Origin of the sequence: Streptomyces kanamyceticus, from assembly GCF_008704495.1 — a bacterium.
Taxonomy (GTDB): domain Bacteria; phylum Actinomycetota; class Actinomycetes; order Streptomycetales; family Streptomycetaceae; genus Streptomyces; species Streptomyces kanamyceticus.
Genome location: NZ_CP023699.1, coordinates 9,759,183 through 9,775,328, shown reverse-complemented (window position 1 = coordinate 9,775,328; position 16,146 = coordinate 9,759,183). Strand labels below are relative to the sequence as shown.

At 71.9% G+C, this 16,146-nt stretch carries 16 protein-coding genes and 1 pseudogene; 7 read left to right on the top strand and 10 right to left on the bottom strand.

Annotation, left to right across the window (positions count from 1 at the left end):
* Positions 1 to 163: 163 nt before the first annotated feature.
* A complete protein-coding gene (locus CP970_RS42175; RefSeq protein ID WP_079043358.1) occupies positions 164 to 1,561 on the top strand; it encodes an amino acid permease in 1,398 nt (465 codons plus the stop codon).
* 48 nt (positions 1,562 to 1,609) lie between these two features.
* Here CP970_RS42175 and CP970_RS42170 read toward each other — a convergent pair whose 3' ends face one another.
* A complete protein-coding gene (locus CP970_RS42170; RefSeq protein ID WP_055545538.1) occupies positions 1,610 to 2,503 on the bottom strand; it encodes a universal stress protein in 894 nt (297 codons plus the stop codon).
* Between the two features lie 339 nt (positions 2,504 to 2,842).
* Here CP970_RS42170 and CP970_RS42165 point away from each other — a divergent pair, with 339 nt between their 5' ends.
* Both CP970_RS42165 and CP970_RS42160 read left to right on the top strand, forming a co-directional pair.
* Positions 2,843 to 3,391 (top strand): HPP family protein, encoded by a 549-nt coding sequence (locus CP970_RS42165; protein WP_150494650.1) that lies wholly within the window; start codon positions 2,843 to 2,845, stop codon positions 3,389 to 3,391.
* 51 nt (positions 3,392 to 3,442) lie between these two features.
* On the top strand, positions 3,443 to 6,697 hold the full coding sequence (locus CP970_RS42160; RefSeq protein ID WP_150494648.1) for an ATP-binding protein: 3,255 nt from the start codon (positions 3,443 to 3,445) through the stop codon (positions 6,695 to 6,697).
* Here the strand turns inward: CP970_RS42160 and CP970_RS42155 are convergent.
* From CP970_RS42155 to CP970_RS42130, 6 genes are all read right to left on the bottom strand, one after another.
* Positions 6,678 to 7,448, bottom strand: a complete 771-nt coding sequence (locus CP970_RS42155) for an ABC transporter permease (RefSeq protein ID WP_055543548.1) — start codon at positions 7,446 to 7,448, stop codon at positions 6,678 to 6,680. The genes CP970_RS42160 and CP970_RS42155 overlap by 20 nt on opposite strands.
* 26 nt (positions 7,449 to 7,474) lie before the next feature.
* Positions 7,475 to 8,407, bottom strand: a complete 933-nt coding sequence (locus tag CP970_RS42150) for an ATP-binding cassette domain-containing protein (RefSeq protein WP_398656754.1) — start codon at positions 8,405 to 8,407, stop codon at positions 7,475 to 7,477.
* Between the two features lie 210 nt (positions 8,408 to 8,617).
* Positions 8,618 to 9,379, bottom strand: a complete 762-nt coding sequence (locus CP970_RS42145) for a nucleotidyltransferase domain-containing protein (protein WP_055543518.1) — start codon at positions 9,377 to 9,379, stop codon at positions 8,618 to 8,620.
* Entirely contained in the window at positions 9,372 to 9,962 is a 591-nt protein-coding gene (locus CP970_RS42140; RefSeq protein WP_079043097.1) for a TetR/AcrR family transcriptional regulator, read from the bottom strand. The genes CP970_RS42145 and CP970_RS42140 overlap by 8 nt, the downstream gene beginning before the upstream one ends.
* A 24-nt stretch (positions 9,963 to 9,986) precedes the next feature.
* Positions 9,987 to 11,420, bottom strand: coding sequence for an amidase (locus CP970_RS42135; protein ID WP_055543519.1), 1,434 nt, complete (start codon positions 11,418 to 11,420; stop codon positions 9,987 to 9,989).
* Positions 11,407 to 11,616 carry a hypothetical protein gene (locus tag CP970_RS42130; RefSeq protein ID WP_055543520.1) on the bottom strand — a complete coding sequence of 70 codons (210 nt, stop codon included), beginning with the start codon at positions 11,614 to 11,616 and terminating at the stop codon, positions 11,407 to 11,409. The genes CP970_RS42135 and CP970_RS42130 overlap by 14 nt, the downstream gene beginning before the upstream one ends.
* A 108-nt stretch (positions 11,617 to 11,724) precedes the next feature.
* Between CP970_RS42130 and CP970_RS42125 the strand changes: the two genes are divergently transcribed.
* Positions 11,725 to 12,612 carry an MBL fold metallo-hydrolase gene (locus CP970_RS42125; protein WP_055543521.1) on the top strand — a complete coding sequence of 296 codons (888 nt, stop codon included), beginning with the start codon at positions 11,725 to 11,727 and terminating at the stop codon, positions 12,610 to 12,612.
* Between the two features lie 213 nt (positions 12,613 to 12,825).
* On the opposite strand, the gene CP970_RS42120 is transcribed toward CP970_RS42125, so the two are convergent.
* Positions 12,826 to 13,215, bottom strand: coding sequence for an ANTAR domain-containing protein (locus CP970_RS42120; protein WP_063805977.1), 390 nt, complete (start codon positions 13,213 to 13,215; stop codon positions 12,826 to 12,828).
* Positions 13,216 to 13,457: 242 nt separating this feature from the next.
* On the opposite strand from CP970_RS42120, the pseudogene CP970_RS42115 reads away from it, so the two are divergent.
* Positions 13,458 to 13,913, top strand: a pseudogene (locus CP970_RS42115) (MarR family transcriptional regulator); the annotation flags it as partial.
* A gap of 19 nt (positions 13,914 to 13,932) precedes the next feature.
* Here the strand turns inward: CP970_RS42115 and CP970_RS42110 are convergent.
* Positions 13,933 to 14,559 (bottom strand): YdcF family protein, encoded by a 627-nt coding sequence (locus CP970_RS42110; RefSeq protein WP_055543522.1) that lies wholly within the window; start codon positions 14,557 to 14,559, stop codon positions 13,933 to 13,935.
* Between the two features lie 9 nt (positions 14,560 to 14,568).
* Positions 14,569 to 14,658, bottom strand: coding sequence for a cytochrome P450 (locus tag CP970_RS45330; RefSeq protein ID WP_224059030.1), 90 nt, complete (start codon positions 14,656 to 14,658; stop codon positions 14,569 to 14,571).
* Between the two features lie 170 nt (positions 14,659 to 14,828).
* On the opposite strand from CP970_RS45330, the gene CP970_RS42105 reads away from it, so the two are divergent.
* Entirely contained in the window at positions 14,829 to 15,707 is an 879-nt protein-coding gene (locus tag CP970_RS42105) for a hypothetical protein (protein ID WP_055543523.1), read from the top strand.
* Between the two features lie 111 nt (positions 15,708 to 15,818).
* Positions 15,819 to 16,142, top strand: a complete 324-nt coding sequence (locus CP970_RS42100; RefSeq protein ID WP_055543524.1) for a CU044_2847 family protein — start codon at positions 15,819 to 15,821, stop codon at positions 16,140 to 16,142.
* The last annotated feature ends 4 nt before the right edge of the window (positions 16,143 to 16,146 follow it).

The window sequence follows — 16,146 nt, the reverse complement described above, 5'->3', positions numbered from 1 at the left end:
CCTTGGTGAACGGCATGCGTTGGTGAACCACATGCGACACGCGGCCACGCCGACAAGCCCGCTCACCTGCATTTCGTGTTCACGACATCACCCCACGTAGCCATCATGTTCGGATATCGGACACCGCTCTCACCATGCGGGCGGGATATCCACACTTGCCCGCATGCCTTCCTCGACAAGCACCCCTCCCAAGCCCCCGCTCACCCCGGAGCCACAGCTCGCCAAGGGGCTCAAGCAGCGGCACTTGTCGATGATCGCGCTCGGCGGAGTCATCGGCGCCGGGCTCTTCGTGGGGTCCGGAGCGGGCATCGCCGCCGCGGGGCCCTCGATCGTCCTCGCCTACACCGCTTCCGGCCTCCTGGTGATGCTGGTCATGCGGATGCTCGGCGAGATGTCGGCCGCCCATCCGGCCTCCGGCTCCTTCTCCGTCCACGCCGAACGCGCGATCGGACCGTGGGCGGGCTTCACCTCGGGCTGGTCGTTCTGGTTCATGCTGTGCATGGGCGTGGGCCTGGAGGGCATCGGCGCCGCCCACATCATGACCGGCTGGCTGCCCGGTACGCCCGAGTGGGCGTGGGTGGCGCTGTTCATGGTGGTGTTCTGCGGCGCGAACCTGGCGGCCGTGAAGAACTTCGGCGAGTTCGAGTTCTGGTTCGCCGCGCTGAAGGTCGGCGCGATCGTCCTCTTCCTGGTCGTCGGCGGACTCGCCATCGCCGGTGTACTGCCCGGCACGGACGCGCCGGGCACCGCCAACCTCGTCGGCCACGGAGGCTTCCTGCCCAACGGCACCGAGGGGCTGATCATCGGCCTGCTCGCCTCGGTCCTCGCGTACGGCGGCCTGGAGACCGTCACCATCGCCGCCGCCGAGTCGGACGACCCGGTGCGCGGCGTCGCCGGAGCCGTGCGCACGGCGATGTGGCGGATCGCGGTCTTCTACATCGGCTCGATGCTGGTGATCGTGGCGCTGGTGCCGTGGGACGACAAGGAGGTCGTGGAGAAGGGCCCCTACGTCGCCGCCCTCGACCAGCTGGGGATCCCCGGCGCGGGTCAGATCATGAACGTGGTCGTACTGATCGCGCTGCTTTCGGCGATGAACGCCAACATCTACGGCTCCTCGCGCATGGCCTGTTCGCTGGTCTCCCGCGGCCAGGGACCCGCCGCGCTCGGCCGCATCGTCTCCGGCGTGCCGCGCCGCTCGGTCATCGCCTCGTCGGCCTTCGGCTTCCTCTGCGTCCTGCTGAGCTACTGGCGGCCCGACGACATCTTCCAGTGGCTGCTGAACATGATCGGCGCGGTGATCCTCGTCGTCTGGACGTTCACCGCCGTCTCCCAGCTGATCCTGCGCCGCCGCACCGAGCAGGAGGAGCCCGGGAAGCTCGCGGTGCGGATGTGGGCGTATCCGTACCTGACCTGGGTGGCGCTGGCAGGCATGGCGGCCGTGTTCGTCCTGATGGCGATGGAGCCGACGACTCGGGGGCAGCTCGCGTGGACGAGCGGCCTGACGGTCGCGCTCGTGGTCGCCGGATACGTACGGCAGCGAACGGCGCACGGACGTCGTTGAGCCGGGCTCCGCGTGCCCCCGCCGGGACCTCCCGGCGGGGGCACGGTGCTAGGCGGGCACCACCGCGACCGGGCACTGCGCGTGCAGCAGGACCGCGTTGGCGGCCGAGCCGACCAGGAACGAGTCGGCGTTCACGCGACGCCGGTGGCGCCCGACGACCAGCAGGTCGGCGGTCTGTGAGGCCACGACGAGACGGCCCGCGGCGTCGGCCGCGGTGACCACCTTCTCGACGGCCACGTCGGGGAAGCGCTCGGTGAAGGCACCGAGCCGCTCGTCCTGCGCCTCGGACAGCGACTTCTCCTCGCGCGGGCTCTCGGGCGTCCCCGCCGCGTCCAGGTATCCGCCCATGAGCGCCAGGGTGGAGAAGGGCACCGGGTACGTGGTGACCACCTGGAGTCCGGCGCCCCTGCGCCGGGCCTCCTCGAACGCGAACTCCACCGTGGCATCGCTCGTCTCCGTCGGCGCGAGGCCGAGCGCGACCCTGCCGAACGTGCCCGCCGCCTCGACCGCCTCGGTCCTCGCGGCATGCGGTACGACGACCACGGGACAGGCGGCGCGCGCGGTGCAGGCGCGGCTCACGGAGCCGAGCAGCAGACTCGCGAAGCCGCCGCGCCCCCGTGAACCGAGCACCAGGAGCTGCGCCTCGTCGGCGAGTTCGATCAGCGCGGGGGCGGGACTCCCGTCGACCGCGGAGTAGCGGACGGGCGGCAGGTCCGCACGGCCCTCCATCGTCTCCCGCACCGCGGCGAGGACCGGGACCTCGTCGACGGGTGGCATGACGGGCAGCGCGCCCGGCAGGGGAAGGGCCTTCACATAGTCGGCCCTGATGTGGACGACGAGCAGTTCCGCACTGCGGCGCCGCGCGGCGTCCAGCGCCCACTCGAGGGCCTTGAGGCTGTGGTCTGATCCGTCGACTGCGGTGATGACCGGAAGGCTGTTCATGATCTCCATCCTGCGCCCGGTGAAGGCCGTACGGCAGGGACGAAGGGCCCGAACGGACGAGAAATGACGCCACCCTGCCCTCAGCAGCGGGCAACGGGACCCGGAATCGGGCAACGAGACCCCGAAGCGGGCAACGGCACCCCCTGACCTGCGGCAACGCGAAGACCCTTCGTAAGATCCTGGATGAGTACGCGGACGTCCTGACCCTGGAAGGCCGCCGGTACCCGGGCTCTCTCGCCGACCGCGAGGAGCCCGCGCCGACTCCTGCCCTGTCGTCCCCGCCGTCCGGATCTCCCGACGGCCCAGTCCCGGAACTCCCCTTCTTTGAGCACCGATGTCTTGAACACCGACGAATCCGTCGAGGCGTCGCCCGCGCCTGCCCGCCCCCGCATCCTCACCCGCCTCGCGGGCCGCGCGCCCGCCCCGCCGCCACCGGGCACCGCGCTGCACGGCATCAGCGCCGCCACCGCCGTCCTGCTCGTCCTCGTCGCCATCGGCTCGCTCATCCACGAGCCCGTGCTCATACCGCCCCTCGCCGCGTCCGCCGCGATCATCCACAGCGTGCCCGGACTGCCGCTGGCCCAGCCGCGCAGCGTGATCGCGGGCCATCTGCTGTGCGCCGTCGTCGGCTACGCCGTCGCCGCCTCGTTGGGCTCCGCGCCGTGGGCGGCGGCGCTCGCCGCGGGGATCGGCCTGGCGGTGATGACCGTCGCCCGTACCCCGCACTCACCGGCGTGCGCCACGTCCGTCGTCATCGTCCTGCACACTCCGCACCCCACCTCCTTCGTCCCTCTCCTGGTGGGCTCCACGGTGCTGCTCGTCCTCGCGGGCTGGGCCCTCTCGTACGCCCGTCCCGGGGCGGCGCGGTATCCCGCGTACTGGTGGTGAGGTGAACTCCGCGCCGGGGCAGGCCCGATGCGCGGCGTCTAACCTGCACGGGTGAGCACCGAACTGACCTTGCTGGCACGGGTCGCCTGGCACGGACAGGAGATCACCGCGCCCCGGCTGCGCGGGCTCCTGGCGCTGCTCGCGGGCGATGTGCGCACCGGCTGCGGCACCGAACGGCTCGTACAGGGGCTGTGGCCCGACGCGTTGCCGCAGCACCCGGACAAGGCCTTGCAGGTTCTGGTGTCCAGGGCGCGGGCCGCGTTGGGCGCCGACGTCCTGGTCAGTACGCCGGTCGGCTACCGGCTCGCCCTGGCCGATGAGCAGGTGGACAGTGCCGCGCTGCCGTTGCACGCCGCCACGAGCGAGGAGCGGGCCCGGGCCGGGGACCCCACGGGATCGCTGGCGGCGGCCGAGGCCGGGCTCGCGCTGTGGGAGGGCGGCGGCACCGGCGCCGCGTTCGAGGGCGAGGGCGGGGGTCGAATCGGTGGCCCCGTCGAGGAGTTGCGCGCCGCACGGGCCCCGGTGCGCGACCGGCTCGTCCGCGCGCGGGCCCTCGCCCTCGCGAGGCTGGGCCGGCACGCCGAAGCCGCCGGGCCACTGGCGATGATCTCCGAGGAGCAGCCCCGCGACGAGGAGGTGCTCGCCGAGCTGCTGCGCGGCCTGGCCGCCACGGCGGGCCCGGCGGCCGCGCTGACCCGGTACGAGGACTACCGGCGTGATCTGCGCGAGCAGCTCGGTACGGATCCGGGCGCGGGCCTCAAGGCGGTGCAGCGGGAGCTGCTCGACGATGCGCCGCGCACGGTACGGATCGGCGTTCCCCACGAGCCGAACCCGCTCCTCGGGCGGGAGGACGACATCACCGCGGTGACCGGGCTGCTGCGCGGGTCCCGCGCCGTCACCGTCGTGGGCCCAGGTGGCCTCGGCAAGACCCGGCTCGCGCATGCCGTCGGCCGCACGGCCGAGCAACGCCTGGTGTACTGCGTGCCGCTGGCCGGGGTCCGCGAGGACCAGGACGTGGCCCGGGAGGTGGCGTTCGCGCTCGGCGCGGGCCAGGGACCGCACAAGCCGGTGGGCCGGCACGCCCCGGCCTCCCCCGCTCCCCCGGCCGACCCCGTCCCCGCCATCCTCGGAGTCCTCGGCTCCGGGCCCGCGCTGCTGATCCTGGACAACTGCGAGCAGGTCGTCGAGGGCGCCGCCCGCCTCGTCCACGCACTGGTCTCCGCCTCCGCGCAGCTGCGCGTGCTCGCCACCAGCCGGGCCCCACTGGGTCTGACCTCGGAGGCGGTGTACGCACCGGACGCGCTCGCTCCCGACACGGCCGCCGAGCTGTTCACCCAGCGCGCCCGCGCCGCCAGGCCCGGTGTGCAGGTGCCGCCTCAGGCGGTGGCCGTGCTCTGCCGACATCTGGACGGTCTGCCGCTGGCCTTGGAGCTGGCGGCGGCACGGGTGCGGGTCCTGTCGGTGACGGAGATCGCCCGCCGTCTCGACGACCGGTTCGCGCTCCTGCGCGGCGGGGCCAGGGACGGGCCCGAGCGCCACCGCACGTTGCACGCGGTCGTCGAATGGAGCTGGAACCTGCTCACCCAGGACGCCCAGGCGGCGCTGCGCACCCTGTCCGTCTTCCCCGGCGGCTTCTCGGGCCCGGCGGCGGAGCACGTCCTCGGCGGGGACGCGCTCGGGCTGTTGGAGCAGCTGGCGGGCCAGTCGCTCGTCACCGTCGCCGAATCACCGGCCGGTGTGCGCTTCGGAATGCTGGAGACCGTACGGGAGTTCAGCGCGGCCCGTCGTACGGAGGCGGGTGAGGACGAGGCCGCGGAGGACCGGTTCCTGGGCTGGGCAAGGGAGTTCGGACTCGCCCACCATGACGTGCTCTTAGGTGCCGAACCCGCGGTCGCCCGTGAGCGGATCCGGGCCGAGCAGGACAATCTCGTAGGGGCCCTGCGCCTGGCCCTGGCCCGCGAGGAAGGATCCACCACCGCCGCCGTCACCGCCGTACTCGCCGCCCTGTGGTTCACCGGCTCGTACTACCCGCGCCTCGCCGCCCTCGCCGCCGACACCGGTCCTGCCCTCTCCCACCACCGCCTCGACTCCGGGCAGCCCGCCGGTGCCGCGCACGTCGAAGTGGCGCGCACCGCCGCGGTGTTGTGCGCGGCGGGCCTGTTCCTGAGCTTCGGCCCGCGCGCCGACGCCGCGCGCCAGCTCCTCGCGCTGCGTCGGCTGCCACCGGCACCGCCCGACACCCTGCCGCGCGCCACCGCGACCGTGCTCGCCGCGATCCCGGCGATGCGGCCTCCCGCGTACGACGCGCTGGACCGGCTCTGCGACAGCGGTCAGCCGCTCGTCGCCGGGATCGCCGAGTTCGTGGCCACCTACGTTTGGGAGTCCGAGCACGACACCGATCGCCAACTCGCCGCCGCGCAGCGGATGATCACCGCCCTGGCACCGGCCGACATCCCGTCCCTGCGGGTCATCAGCCACGGTCGGCTGAGTGACCTGTGTCTGCGGGCGGGACAGGGCGAGGCGGCCCACCAGCACCTCACCGTGGTGCTCGAGGCGATGGGTCGGCTCGGTGCGGAGCACGACGTACTCGGTGTGCTCGGGGTCCGCCAGGCGCTGGCCCTTGCCTGCCTGCAGCGCGGCCGTACGGACGAGGCCGAGCGCTGGCTGCGCCGGGCCGAGGGCGAGAGCGGCCCACCGGACGACGCTTCGCGCAGTCCGCACCAGGACGCCTTCTACAGTCCTCTCCCCGGCCTCCGCGCCGAGATCGCGCTCGCCCGCGGGCTGACCCCGACCGGGCTCGGCCTGTGGCGCACCGCCGTTCGACAGATGCCCGCGACCGGCTCCCAGCATCCCGGCGATCCCTGGCTGGATCCGTGGGCACTGCAGATCCAGGCCGCGGCGGTGACCGCGCACGCGACCGCCGGTGACCTCGAACCCGTCGCGGAACTGACCGAACAGCTCGGCCGACGGCTGCGTACGCTGCTCGTCGACGCGGAGGCCGGGCCCGTGGATCTCCGGGTCCTGGGAACCGTGCTGCACGCGCTGGGCACGGCTGGGCTCGCCTCGGGAACGGCTCGGTGCGCCTCGGGCGACGACGCCCGCGCCGACGCCGTACGCATGATCGCGCTGGCCGAACGGCTGCGGGCGCTGCGCGAGTTCCAGCCCACCATGTCCGCGGACCGGGCCCGCCGGGCGGCGCTGGACGCCGACGCGGCGGTGTACGCCGAGGCGGTATCGGCGTACACCGCCCTGCGGCCGGGCGAGCTGTGTCAGGCGGCCCGCGCGCTCACCTCGGGTCGCGGGTGAACAGCGAAAGGGACCAGGCGTAACCGAGCGCGGCCAGGGCCAGGCACCACGCCACCGCGAGCCATCCTTCGCCACCGATCCCGCTGCCGAGCAGCAGACCGCGCAGTGTCTCGATGGCCGGGGTGAACGGCTGGTACTCGGCAACGGGCCTGAACCAGCCGGGCATCGCGGACAGCGGCACGAACGCGCTGGAGAGGAACGGCAGGACGATCAGCGGCACCGCGTTGTTCCCGGCCGCCTCCCCGTTCGGGCTGGCCATGCCCACGCCCACCGCGATCCAGGTGAGCGCCAGGGCCACGAGGACGAGGAGCCCGAAGGCCGCGAGCCACTCCACGACCGTGGCGTTCGCGGAGCGGAAGCCGACGGCCACCGCGACGGCCCCGACTACCACCACGCTGACGACCGCCTGCAGCACGCTGCTCACCACGTGTCCCACCAGCACCGAGGCACGATGGATCGGCATCGTACGGAAGCGCGCGACGATGCCCTCGGTCATGTCGTCGCAGACCGACACCGCGGTCCCCACCAGGGAACAGCCCAGCGTCATCAGCAGGATGCCGGGGACCAGATAGGCGACGTACGCGGAACGGTCGCCGCCACCGGGACCGCCACTCAGCTCGGCGCCGATGCCCGCGCTCATCACGTCGCCGAAGATGTACACGAACAGCAGGAGCAGGACGAGGGGGGTGAGCAGGGTGTTCAGGGTGAGTGACGGATAGCGGCGTACGTGCAGGAGGTTACGGCGCAGCATGGTGACGCCGTCGCGTACGGGGGCGTTCACGAGGTCACCACCTGCTGACCGGTCACGGCGAAGAACACGTCGTCCAGGTCGGGTCTTTCGAGGGTGAGTCCCGCCACCTCGAGGCCCGCGCCGTCGACCCGGTCGAGAATCGCCTTGACCGACTGTACGCCGCCGTCGCTGGGAATCTGCAAGGTCAGCGCCTCCTCGTCACCGGTCCCGACGCCGAGCTCCCGCTCCGCCTCCGCCTCGCGGAACAGCCGTCGCGCCCTGCGGAGTTCGTCCGCGTCGGCGAACCTCAGCCGCACGTGGCCGCCGGGCACGAGCCGTTTCAGCTCGTCGGGGGTGCCCTCGGCGACGAGCGCGCCGCCGTTCAACACCGCGACGCGGTCGGCGAGTTCATCGGCCTCCTGCAGATACTGCGTGGTGAGGAAGACGGTCACGCCGTCGGCCACCAGCTCGCGGACGATCTCCCACATGGCGTGACGGCTGCGCGGGTCGAGGCCGGTGGTCGGCTCGTCGAGGAAGATGATCCGCGGGTCGCCGACCAGGGTCATGGCGATGTCCAAGCGGCGCCGCATCCCTCCGGAGTACGTGGACGCGGGCTTCTTGGCGGCCTCCACCAGATCGAAACGCTCCAGGAGCGTGGCGACGCGGCTGCGTCCTTCGCGGCGGGGCAGCCGGTGCAGGTCCGCCATCAGCCGCATGTTCTCCTCCCCGGTGATCAGCCCGTCCACCGCGGAGAACTGCCCGGTGACCCCGATCGACTCCCGCACCGCCCCCGGGTCGGCGGCCAGGTCGTGACCGCCTACGCGCAGGTCGCCGGAGTCGGCGGTGATCAGGGTGGAGAGGATCTTCACGACGGTGGTCTTCCCTGCGCCGTTCGGCCCGAGCAGAGAGAAGACGGTGCCCGCCGGAACCGTCAGATCGATCCCGTCCAGGATCGCCCGACCCCCGTACGCCTTCTTCATCCCCCGGACCCGAACCGCCATCGGATCCGGGTCGGGCGCGCTGGGTGAGACTGCCGATGCGCGGGCGGACGTATGGGTGGAGGTGCGGGGGGATGCTGCTTTTCTCGTCATGCGGAAGAGGCTGCGACGCGCCGCTTTCAGCGCACACTCACCACGGTTTCAACACCTTGAAACCGCCACCTCGACACCGGCTACCGCCCGCATCGCGCCTCAAGCAGGCCACCGGTGGCTGAACCCCTCCCGCAGCGGTCCACCGAGAAGGTCCAGCGTCTCCTGCGCCGCGGCGGCCAACGGGAGCGGGTCCGCGCGCTCGGCCACGGTCCGATGCCCCTCCAGCAGGGCCTTGCCCAGCACCGGGTCCGCGTCCAGCAAGCGGCGGGGAAGCCATCTGCCGATGCCGCTCCAGGCTCCGTGGTGGGCGGTGACCAGGTGGGCCGATTCGCGCAGCACATGGTCGGCGAGCGACAGCTGTTCGTACCGGTTGTCCGGTGAGGTGGCGGCCAGGTCGTCCATGAAGCAGGTGAGGACGTAGCGGCCGTGCTCCCCTTCGGTCGCCGTGAGCGCGGGCGGCCCTGCGGCGAGTATGTCCTGGGCCAGTTGGCGCGTTCGGGCCACGTGACCCTGCGGGTCGGTCAGCGTCAGGCCCTGTCCGTAGACGAAGAGGACGGTCGCGCGACGCCGGGCCCTGTCCCAGGCGAAGAACTCCGGTATGCCGGCGAGGGGGTTGAGGAACAGTTCGACGACGCGGCCCTCGTGACGGATCACCTCCCGGCGGCCCACGTCCGAGTCCGGCAGGAGAACGGCCACGTCCAGGTCGCTCCTGGCGGTGGCGCGCCCCTGGGCCGCGGACCCTCCCAGTACGGCGCCCAAGGCGTGCGGGAAGTGTTCCGCGACCACGCGGCGCGCTTCGGCTTCGACGGCTTTCCGGTCGGCCAAGGGCGCGCCGCCGTCCGCGATTTCCTGATCATCCATGGGGGTCGATCGTGCCAGCTTCTCCCTGTCGATCCCCGCGGAATGCGCCGAGCGCATCGGTCACCAGCTGGCGCGCGTACGCGGAGTCGTGTCCGCCGGGGCGGAACAGGATGCGGTACATCATCGGCGCGACCACGTGGTCAAGCACCCTCTCGACGTCCGGGCCGCTCTCGCCCCGGTCGGCGGCCCTGGCGAGGATGACGTCGACCTGCTCCGCCGCGTAGGCGGAGCAGCGACCCGCGTTGCTGCCGTCCGGGTCGCCGAGCAGGGCGTCGCGGATGTAGGCGCGGCCCGCCGGGGACGCCATCTCGTCGAGGAACTGTTCGGCCCAGGCCCGGAGGTCGGATGCCAGGTCTCCCGTGTCCTCCGGCGGCGCCTCGGGGCGCAGGTGTTCGACCGCCACGTCCGACAGGAGCGCCTGGAGGTCGCCCCAGCGGCGGTAGATCGTCGACGGGGTGACCTCGGCGCGGGCCGCGATCAGGGGCACGGTCAGCGCGTCGCGGCCCACCTCCGTCGAGAGGTCACGCACGGCGGTGTGCACCGCTTCCTGCACTCGGGCGCTGCGCCCGCCGGGGCGCGCCATCGGTCTACGACTCACGACGTCACCTTAAGGCCCGGTGGCGACCGCCACCGGGGCGTATCCATGGGCAGCGGCGGTCTCCTCGTAGGCGTGCCCCACCCGCAGGACCACGTCCTCGGCGAGCGGCCTGCCGAGCAGTTGCATGCCGATCGGCATGCCCGCGCGGTCGCGGCCGACCGGCAGGGACAGGGCCGGAACTCCGGTGATGTTGGCCGGGGCGGACAGGCGCACATAGGCGTCGGAGACGCTCTCCGTCGTGCCGTCGGTCCACGTGATGGTCTCCTGGCCCGAGCGCACCGCGGTCGCGGGAACGGTCGGGGCGGCGACCACGTCGACCTCGTCCAGCATGCGGAGCCACGCCTGCCGCATGAGCGTGCGGGCCCGTTGGGCGCGCAGGTAGTCCCCGGCGGACATCAGTTCCCCGGCCTCCAGCAGGACGCGGATGTCGTCGCCGTAGTGTTCGGGGGCCGAGCGCAGCGTCTGCTCGTGGTAGGCGGTGGCTTCCGGGACCATCAGGCCCCACAGGGTGGCCTGGACGTAGCGGGCCATGGGGATCTCGACCTCGACGAGGGTCGCGCCGAGGGCTTCCAGGTGGGTGAGGGCGGTGCGTACCGCGGCCTCGACCTCGGGGTCGACGTGGTCGAAGTAGTAGTTCCGGGGGACACCGACGCGCAGGCCGCGCAGGTTCCCGCCGGGGGCCGGTCGGTAGTCCGTGGCGGGCACGGACAGGCTGGCGGGGTCGCGGGGGTCGTGCCCGGCGAGGACGGACATCACCAGGGCGGCGTCCTCGACGGTGCGGGTGAGGGGTCCGACGTGGTCGAGCGACCACGACAGGGACGTCACGCCGTGCCGGGCGACGAGGCCGTACGTGGGCTTGAGGCCGACGACGCCGTTCAGCGCGGCGGGCACACGGATCGAGCCGCCGGTGTCGGTGCCCAGGGCGAAGGTCGCCGCGCCCGCCGCCACGGCGACGGCCGAACCTCCGCTCGAGCCGCCCGCCACCCGGTCCGGGTCCCAGGCATTGCGGGTCTGGGGCGTGGTCAGCCCGTAGGCGAACTCGTGCGTGTGGGTCTTGCCCACCAGGGCGGTACCGGCGGCGGCCAGGCGTGCCGCGACCGAGCTGTCGGCGGCCGCCCGGTGCTCCGACCGGACCCGGGAACTCGCCGTGGTCGCCACGCCTGCGACATCGATCAGGTCCTTGAGCGCTACGGGAATGCCGCGCAGCGGCGATCCCAGGTGACCGCGCGCACGGGACTCGCGCGCCGAGACACGTGCCGCTTCACGCTCTGCGGCACGCGCCGCGTCACGCGCCCGTTCCGCCGTCACCGTGACGTACGCCTGGAGGCCGGGCTCCGTCTGCTCGATGCGCTCCAGTACAGAGTCCACCAACTCCACCGGGGAGAGGCGGTGTTCGCGCATCTCCTCCACGGCGGCGGCGAGAGTCAGCTCATACGGCTGCATCGTGCCGCTCCTCTCCCGTGCGGTGAGCGGCGGGCGGGGTCTCGGCGAAGTCCAGCTCCCGCAGTCGGCTCACGACGGAGTGGATGTGATTCGCGGTGGCCGCCACCACGTGGTGCCGGTCGGCCGCCAGCGGGAGGCCGGAACGGGCTGCCCAGCGGGCGGCTTCCGGCGGGGTGAGTTCTTCGGGGGCAGGCATGGGAATCCCTCTCGCGCCACTAAAAGCTAACTGTTTGCGTTAGCGCCACGGTAGGGCCTAGGCTCACCTAACGCAAACGCTTAGCTTTTACGAGAAGGGGAGGCCCCCATGCCGTACTGGACCGTCGGCGACATCACCGTCCACCGCATCGACGAGACGCCCCTGCCTTCCGGCACCGGGCCCTGGCTCCTGCCCGACGCCACCGCCGACGTGGTCTCGCGACACGACTGGCTGCGCCCCGACTTCGCGGACCACGAAGGCGTACTGCGCCTGGACAGCCACAGCTTCGCGCTCACCGTGGACGGCCTCCGCGTGCTCGTCGACACGGGCATCGGCAACGGAAAGACGCGAGCCAACCCGGCGTGGCACGACCTGCGCACCGACTACCTGCGACGCCTCGCCGCCGCCGGGTTCGCACCGGACTCGGTCGACCTGGTCATCCTCACGCACCTGCACACCGACCACGTCGGCTGGAACACCCGGGAAGTGGACGGCACATGGGTCCCCACCTTCCCTCACGCCCGCTACGTCACCTCACGCGCCGAGCGGGATTTCTGGGCCGCGCAGGACATGGACGAGCCGCGCAAGCAGATGTTCCGCGACTCCGTGCACCCGGTGGAGGACGCCGGACTGCTGGATCTCGTCGACGTCCCGCCCCACGGCGCCGAAGTCGCCCCGGGGCTGCGGCTCGTGCCCGCCCCCGGCCACACGCCCGGCCAGGTGACCGTCGAGGTGAGCAGCCGCGGCGAGACAGCGGTCATCACCGGCGACTTGATCCACCACCCCGTACAACTCCCCCATCCCCACATCGGAAGCTGCGTCGACATCGACCCGGAACAGGCCGAGGCCTCACGCCGCGCCCTGCTCAGCGCGCTCGCCGACACGGACACGCTCGTTCTCGGCACACACTTCCCCGAGCCCACGTCCGGCCGCGTGACGTCGCACGACGGCGCCTATCGGCTGACGCCCGTGCCACCGACGCGCCGGGCCGCCTAGCCGGGGGGCCGCCCGGGGGCCCCGGGGGGCGAGGACCACGCGACGCGTTCGTTTGAGCGTATGCGATCGGGGCACTTCGTGATATCAGCGGAGCAACCGAGTCATCCCGCAAGGGGCGGGTTCGGCAGTGAGCCCGCTCTTCGCCCCTTGCTCAGCGGCAAGGGGCGAAGCAGCGAGGAAGCGACACATCGGACGCCGGGCGGGCGGGGCACCTCAGCCGGTCGGCGGTTCCACGTCCGCGCACTGGCTGTTCTGCCGCTGATGCGTCAGGCGACATTCCAGTTCCGCACGGATCTCGCCCGGCAGCACCCCGCTGCACCCCCAGTCGATCAGCGTCTCGGCCACCTCGCGCAGCTTGGTGTTGGTGTTCATGGAGACTTCGCGCAGGGCGTCCCACGCCTCGGCCGGAGTGATCTGCCCGAGTCCGACGAGGAGCCCTATCGCCTGGTCGACGATCGCGTGCGACTGCACGGCTTGCTGCAGCTGGGCGACCTCTTCCTTGAGTTCGGCCACCTCTTCGGCCATCTCTTCGACGACCTCTTCGGCGACCTCTTCCTCAGAGCCGGTCGCGCCCTCGGGGCGCTCATGGCCGTGCTGGGTCAATAGAGCCTCCGGTGTGAAGGTATCGGCACCACCCCCTCACTGTTGCTGCCCTTGCGTCGGCGCGCAATCCCCCATCAACGGGAGCGGTTGAGCGATTCCGTCAGCCCGTCAGCGGGTCGGGCACCGCCCGCTTCCGCCCAACCTCACTTGCTCTCAAGCTCACTTGAGGTTCTACGGTCAACGTACTGCCCGCGCGAGCAAGCGCGGGCGACGCACCGAAGAACTTTCAGGAGGGGCACCTCATGACGGCCCAGCAGATCCCCGACGCCGAACTCGCCGGACAGCCCGCCGCGTACTGGACCGGTGTCGCCTACGAGGCGCTCATCGCGTACACCCGGTCCCGGCAGGCCGAAAAGGGCTACACCCAGCCCCAGTTCTGGCTGCTGCGCAATCTGTCGAAGAACGACATCTCACCCGACGGCGCGGGGATGACCGTGCCGCAGCTGCGGGCGGCCATGGCCTCCTACATCCGGCCCGAGGACGATCTGGCGGTGGAGGCCGAGGCGCTTCTGGAGCGCGGCTGGCTGACCCTGGACGCCGAGGACCGGCTGTGGCTCACCGAGGCGGGGGAACAGGCCCGCGTCGACCTCGCGCGCAACGCTCCCGCGATCCGCGCCGCTCTCCACGAGGGCATCGACGACGCGGACTACGTCACCACGGTGAAGGTGCTGCAGCGGCTGATCCGCAACGCGCATGGCCCGAGGTCTGCCCTCGCGGCTACAGCGAGCCCCTCCGTTCGTCGGCGTCCAGGCCGCGGAGCGTCCACAGTCCGTAGAGGGCCAGCAGCGGTTTGACCAGCATCCACTCGCCGGAGCGGTAATCTGCCGCGTTCACCAGCCTCTGCGCGAGGTCGGGGCGCTGCCGCCTCAGGTAGGCGCGGGCCTTGAGCGCGTGAGCGGGCTGGGAGACGATCTTGATGCGGTCGACGTCCTCGATGAGCGGGATGACGTTCTCGATGTTCTCCCACGTCGTCGCGCTCCGGTCTTCGAGGAGCACGGTGCCGTCGTACCCAAGTTCCGACTTCGCGTAGTCAGCCATCAGCCGGGCCTCCGCCGCGCCGCTGCCGATCGCGCCGCCGCTGAAGATCAGGCGGGTCTCCCGCGCACCGTCGCCAGCGGTGATGGAGCGCATTCCGGCGCGGACCCGCCATCGGTTGATCACGTTCGCCGTCGGCTGGGGGTTCCGGAATCCCAAGACCACCACGGCTTCCGTCCCGGTCCCGGGACCGGCCCCGGAAGCGCCCCAGCCGTTCCCCACGAGAGTTCGAGACCAGCGCCGGTTCAACCACTCGCCCCAGGCCAGGGCCACGACCCCGGCCATCACCAGTCCAGCCCTTCGTCGCATGCGGCGACTCTAGGACACCTTCAATGGGAAGCGGGCGAACAGCGCGGGCAGGGCCACGGCTGCCTCCAGGCGCGGTCCGCAGCCGAGCGTCAGTCTCATGCGACTCACCTGAGAACCGGTCCCCGAGAGTGCGTCCGGATTGGCAAATCCTTTCATTCAACAGCGCCTTGGCCTGCGGTTAACGACAGCATCCGTCGACCTTTTGACAGAGGGCGACGCACTCCCATTGGTCAGTACCAACGCACCGTCATCCGTGTAGCGTGCAAGGTGTGCAGCACTGGGCCAAGACTGAGCCGGGCACCATCGACGATCTCCTCCTCGACGCGCGCGACGCGGGTCACCCAGAAGTCACCGAGCGGCTGATCAACACCTGGACCGCCAAAGGGCTACTGGACCACCCCCGCCCGCGCCCCGCACACCGCGGTTCGCACAAGGCCGAGCACCCCGCGAGCCAGCGCAGACTCCTGCTGATCCTCCTGGAGCAGCGCCGACGCGAGCCGCCGCCGAAGCTGCACGCCCTCGCCCAAGTTCCGCTGTGGCTCTGGCTGCGGTGCGACGACTGGGTGCCCACGCGCCAGGCCCACAAGGCGCTGCTCACCTGGCTGGGCCGCGGCCGCCGCAGCCAGCAGGTCGCCCGCGACGGCGCCCTCGACCCCTTGGCGTCGCTACCGCACCTCCATGCCGCGCCCCCGCTCCGCGCACGGCTCGTACGCCTGGTCACCCAGCTGAGCCTCGGCAGCCAGCTGACGCCGGGCGAACACGCCGAACTCCACGCCGCCGTAGGGGCGGTGCTGTCCCCCGACGACAACCCGGCGCGCACCCTCCTGTCCGGCGTCCCGGCCGCCCCCGCCCTCCCTGCCCGGGTGAGCGTCGACGGCGTCGTCACGCACGCCGAGACCGTGATCCTGGCCGTACAGCACCTCCTGCGCGGACGCCCCAGCGAACAGCTCCTCGAGCAGGCACGTGCCGTCCACCGCACCGCCGAGGCCCACCGGGGCCCCAGCCAACTCAAGGCGATCGACAGCACGGGGCTGCTCCTCGCCGACCTACTCAACGGGCCAGGGCTGCAAGGGCAGATCGATGGCACAGGGCAGCAACTGCTCTTCAGACTCGGCCACTTGCTGCGCCGCGAGCTCGACGCCCTCTGAGTCGCGGGCTGTGCGCGGTCATCCCCGGGAACGCCTGCGCCGCGCCCGCGCCGTGCCTCAGGATTGGGGAGTACCGGTGATCCGCCGGCGAACGCGGCTGCAAGGGGCATCGTGGCAGAACTCGTGATGGCGCTGAGGGACGGCGACGAGGCGACGGCCGTCTTCGAAGTGGACGGCGGCGAACAACCGGGCTCGGACCTGGATCTGGCGGCCGCTGGAGACAGCACGGTGGCCAGGGCGCACCTGACGCTCCAGGAGGCACTCGACCGGGTCGCGCCGACGCTCACTCATGTCGCCCGGGCCGTAAGGGAATTGAAGCCCGACGAGACGGAGATCCAGTTCGGTCTCAAGATGGGCGGCGAGACCGGAGTGATCATCGCCAAGGGAACGGCAGAGGTCAACTTCGCGATCCGGGTGGTCTGGAAGAGCAGCTGATCGC

Excerpts from the sequence above, each read along its gene's own strand:
- CP970_RS42145 (WP_055543518.1), bottom strand. The coding sequence starts at position 9,379 with ATGGATGATCAGGAAATCGCGGACGGCGGCGCGCCCTTGGCCGACCGG.
- CP970_RS42170 (WP_055545538.1), bottom strand. The coding sequence starts at position 2,503 with ATGAACAGCCTTCCGGTCATCACCGCAGTCGACGGATCAGACCACAGC.
- CP970_RS42150 (WP_398656754.1), bottom strand. The coding sequence starts at position 8,407 with ATGAAGAAGGCGTACGGGGGTCGGGCGATCCTGGACGGGATCGATCTG.
- CP970_RS42175 (WP_079043358.1), top strand. The coding sequence starts at position 164 with ATGCCTTCCTCGACAAGCACCCCTCCCAAGCCCCCGCTCACCCCGGAG.
- CP970_RS42135 (WP_055543519.1), bottom strand. The coding sequence starts at position 11,420 with ATGCAGCCGTATGAGCTGACTCTCGCCGCCGCCGTGGAGGAGATGCGC.
- CP970_RS42125 (WP_055543521.1), top strand. The coding sequence starts at position 11,725 with ATGCCGTACTGGACCGTCGGCGACATCACCGTCCACCGCATCGACGAG.
- CP970_RS42110 (WP_055543522.1), bottom strand. The coding sequence starts at position 14,559 with ATGCGACGAAGGGCTGGACTGGTGATGGCCGGGGTCGTGGCCCTGGCC.
- CP970_RS45330 (WP_224059030.1), bottom strand. The coding sequence starts at position 14,658 with ATGAGACTGACGCTCGGCTGCGGACCGCGCCTGGAGGCAGCCGTGGCC.
- CP970_RS42155 (WP_055543548.1), bottom strand. The coding sequence starts at position 7,448 with ATGCTGCGCCGTAACCTCCTGCACGTACGCCGCTATCCGTCACTCACC.
- CP970_RS42130 (WP_055543520.1), bottom strand. The coding sequence starts at position 11,616 with ATGCCTGCCCCCGAAGAACTCACCCCGCCGGAAGCCGCCCGCTGGGCA.
- CP970_RS42140 (WP_079043097.1), bottom strand. The coding sequence starts at position 9,962 with ATGGCGCGCCCCGGCGGGCGCAGCGCCCGAGTGCAGGAAGCGGTGCAC.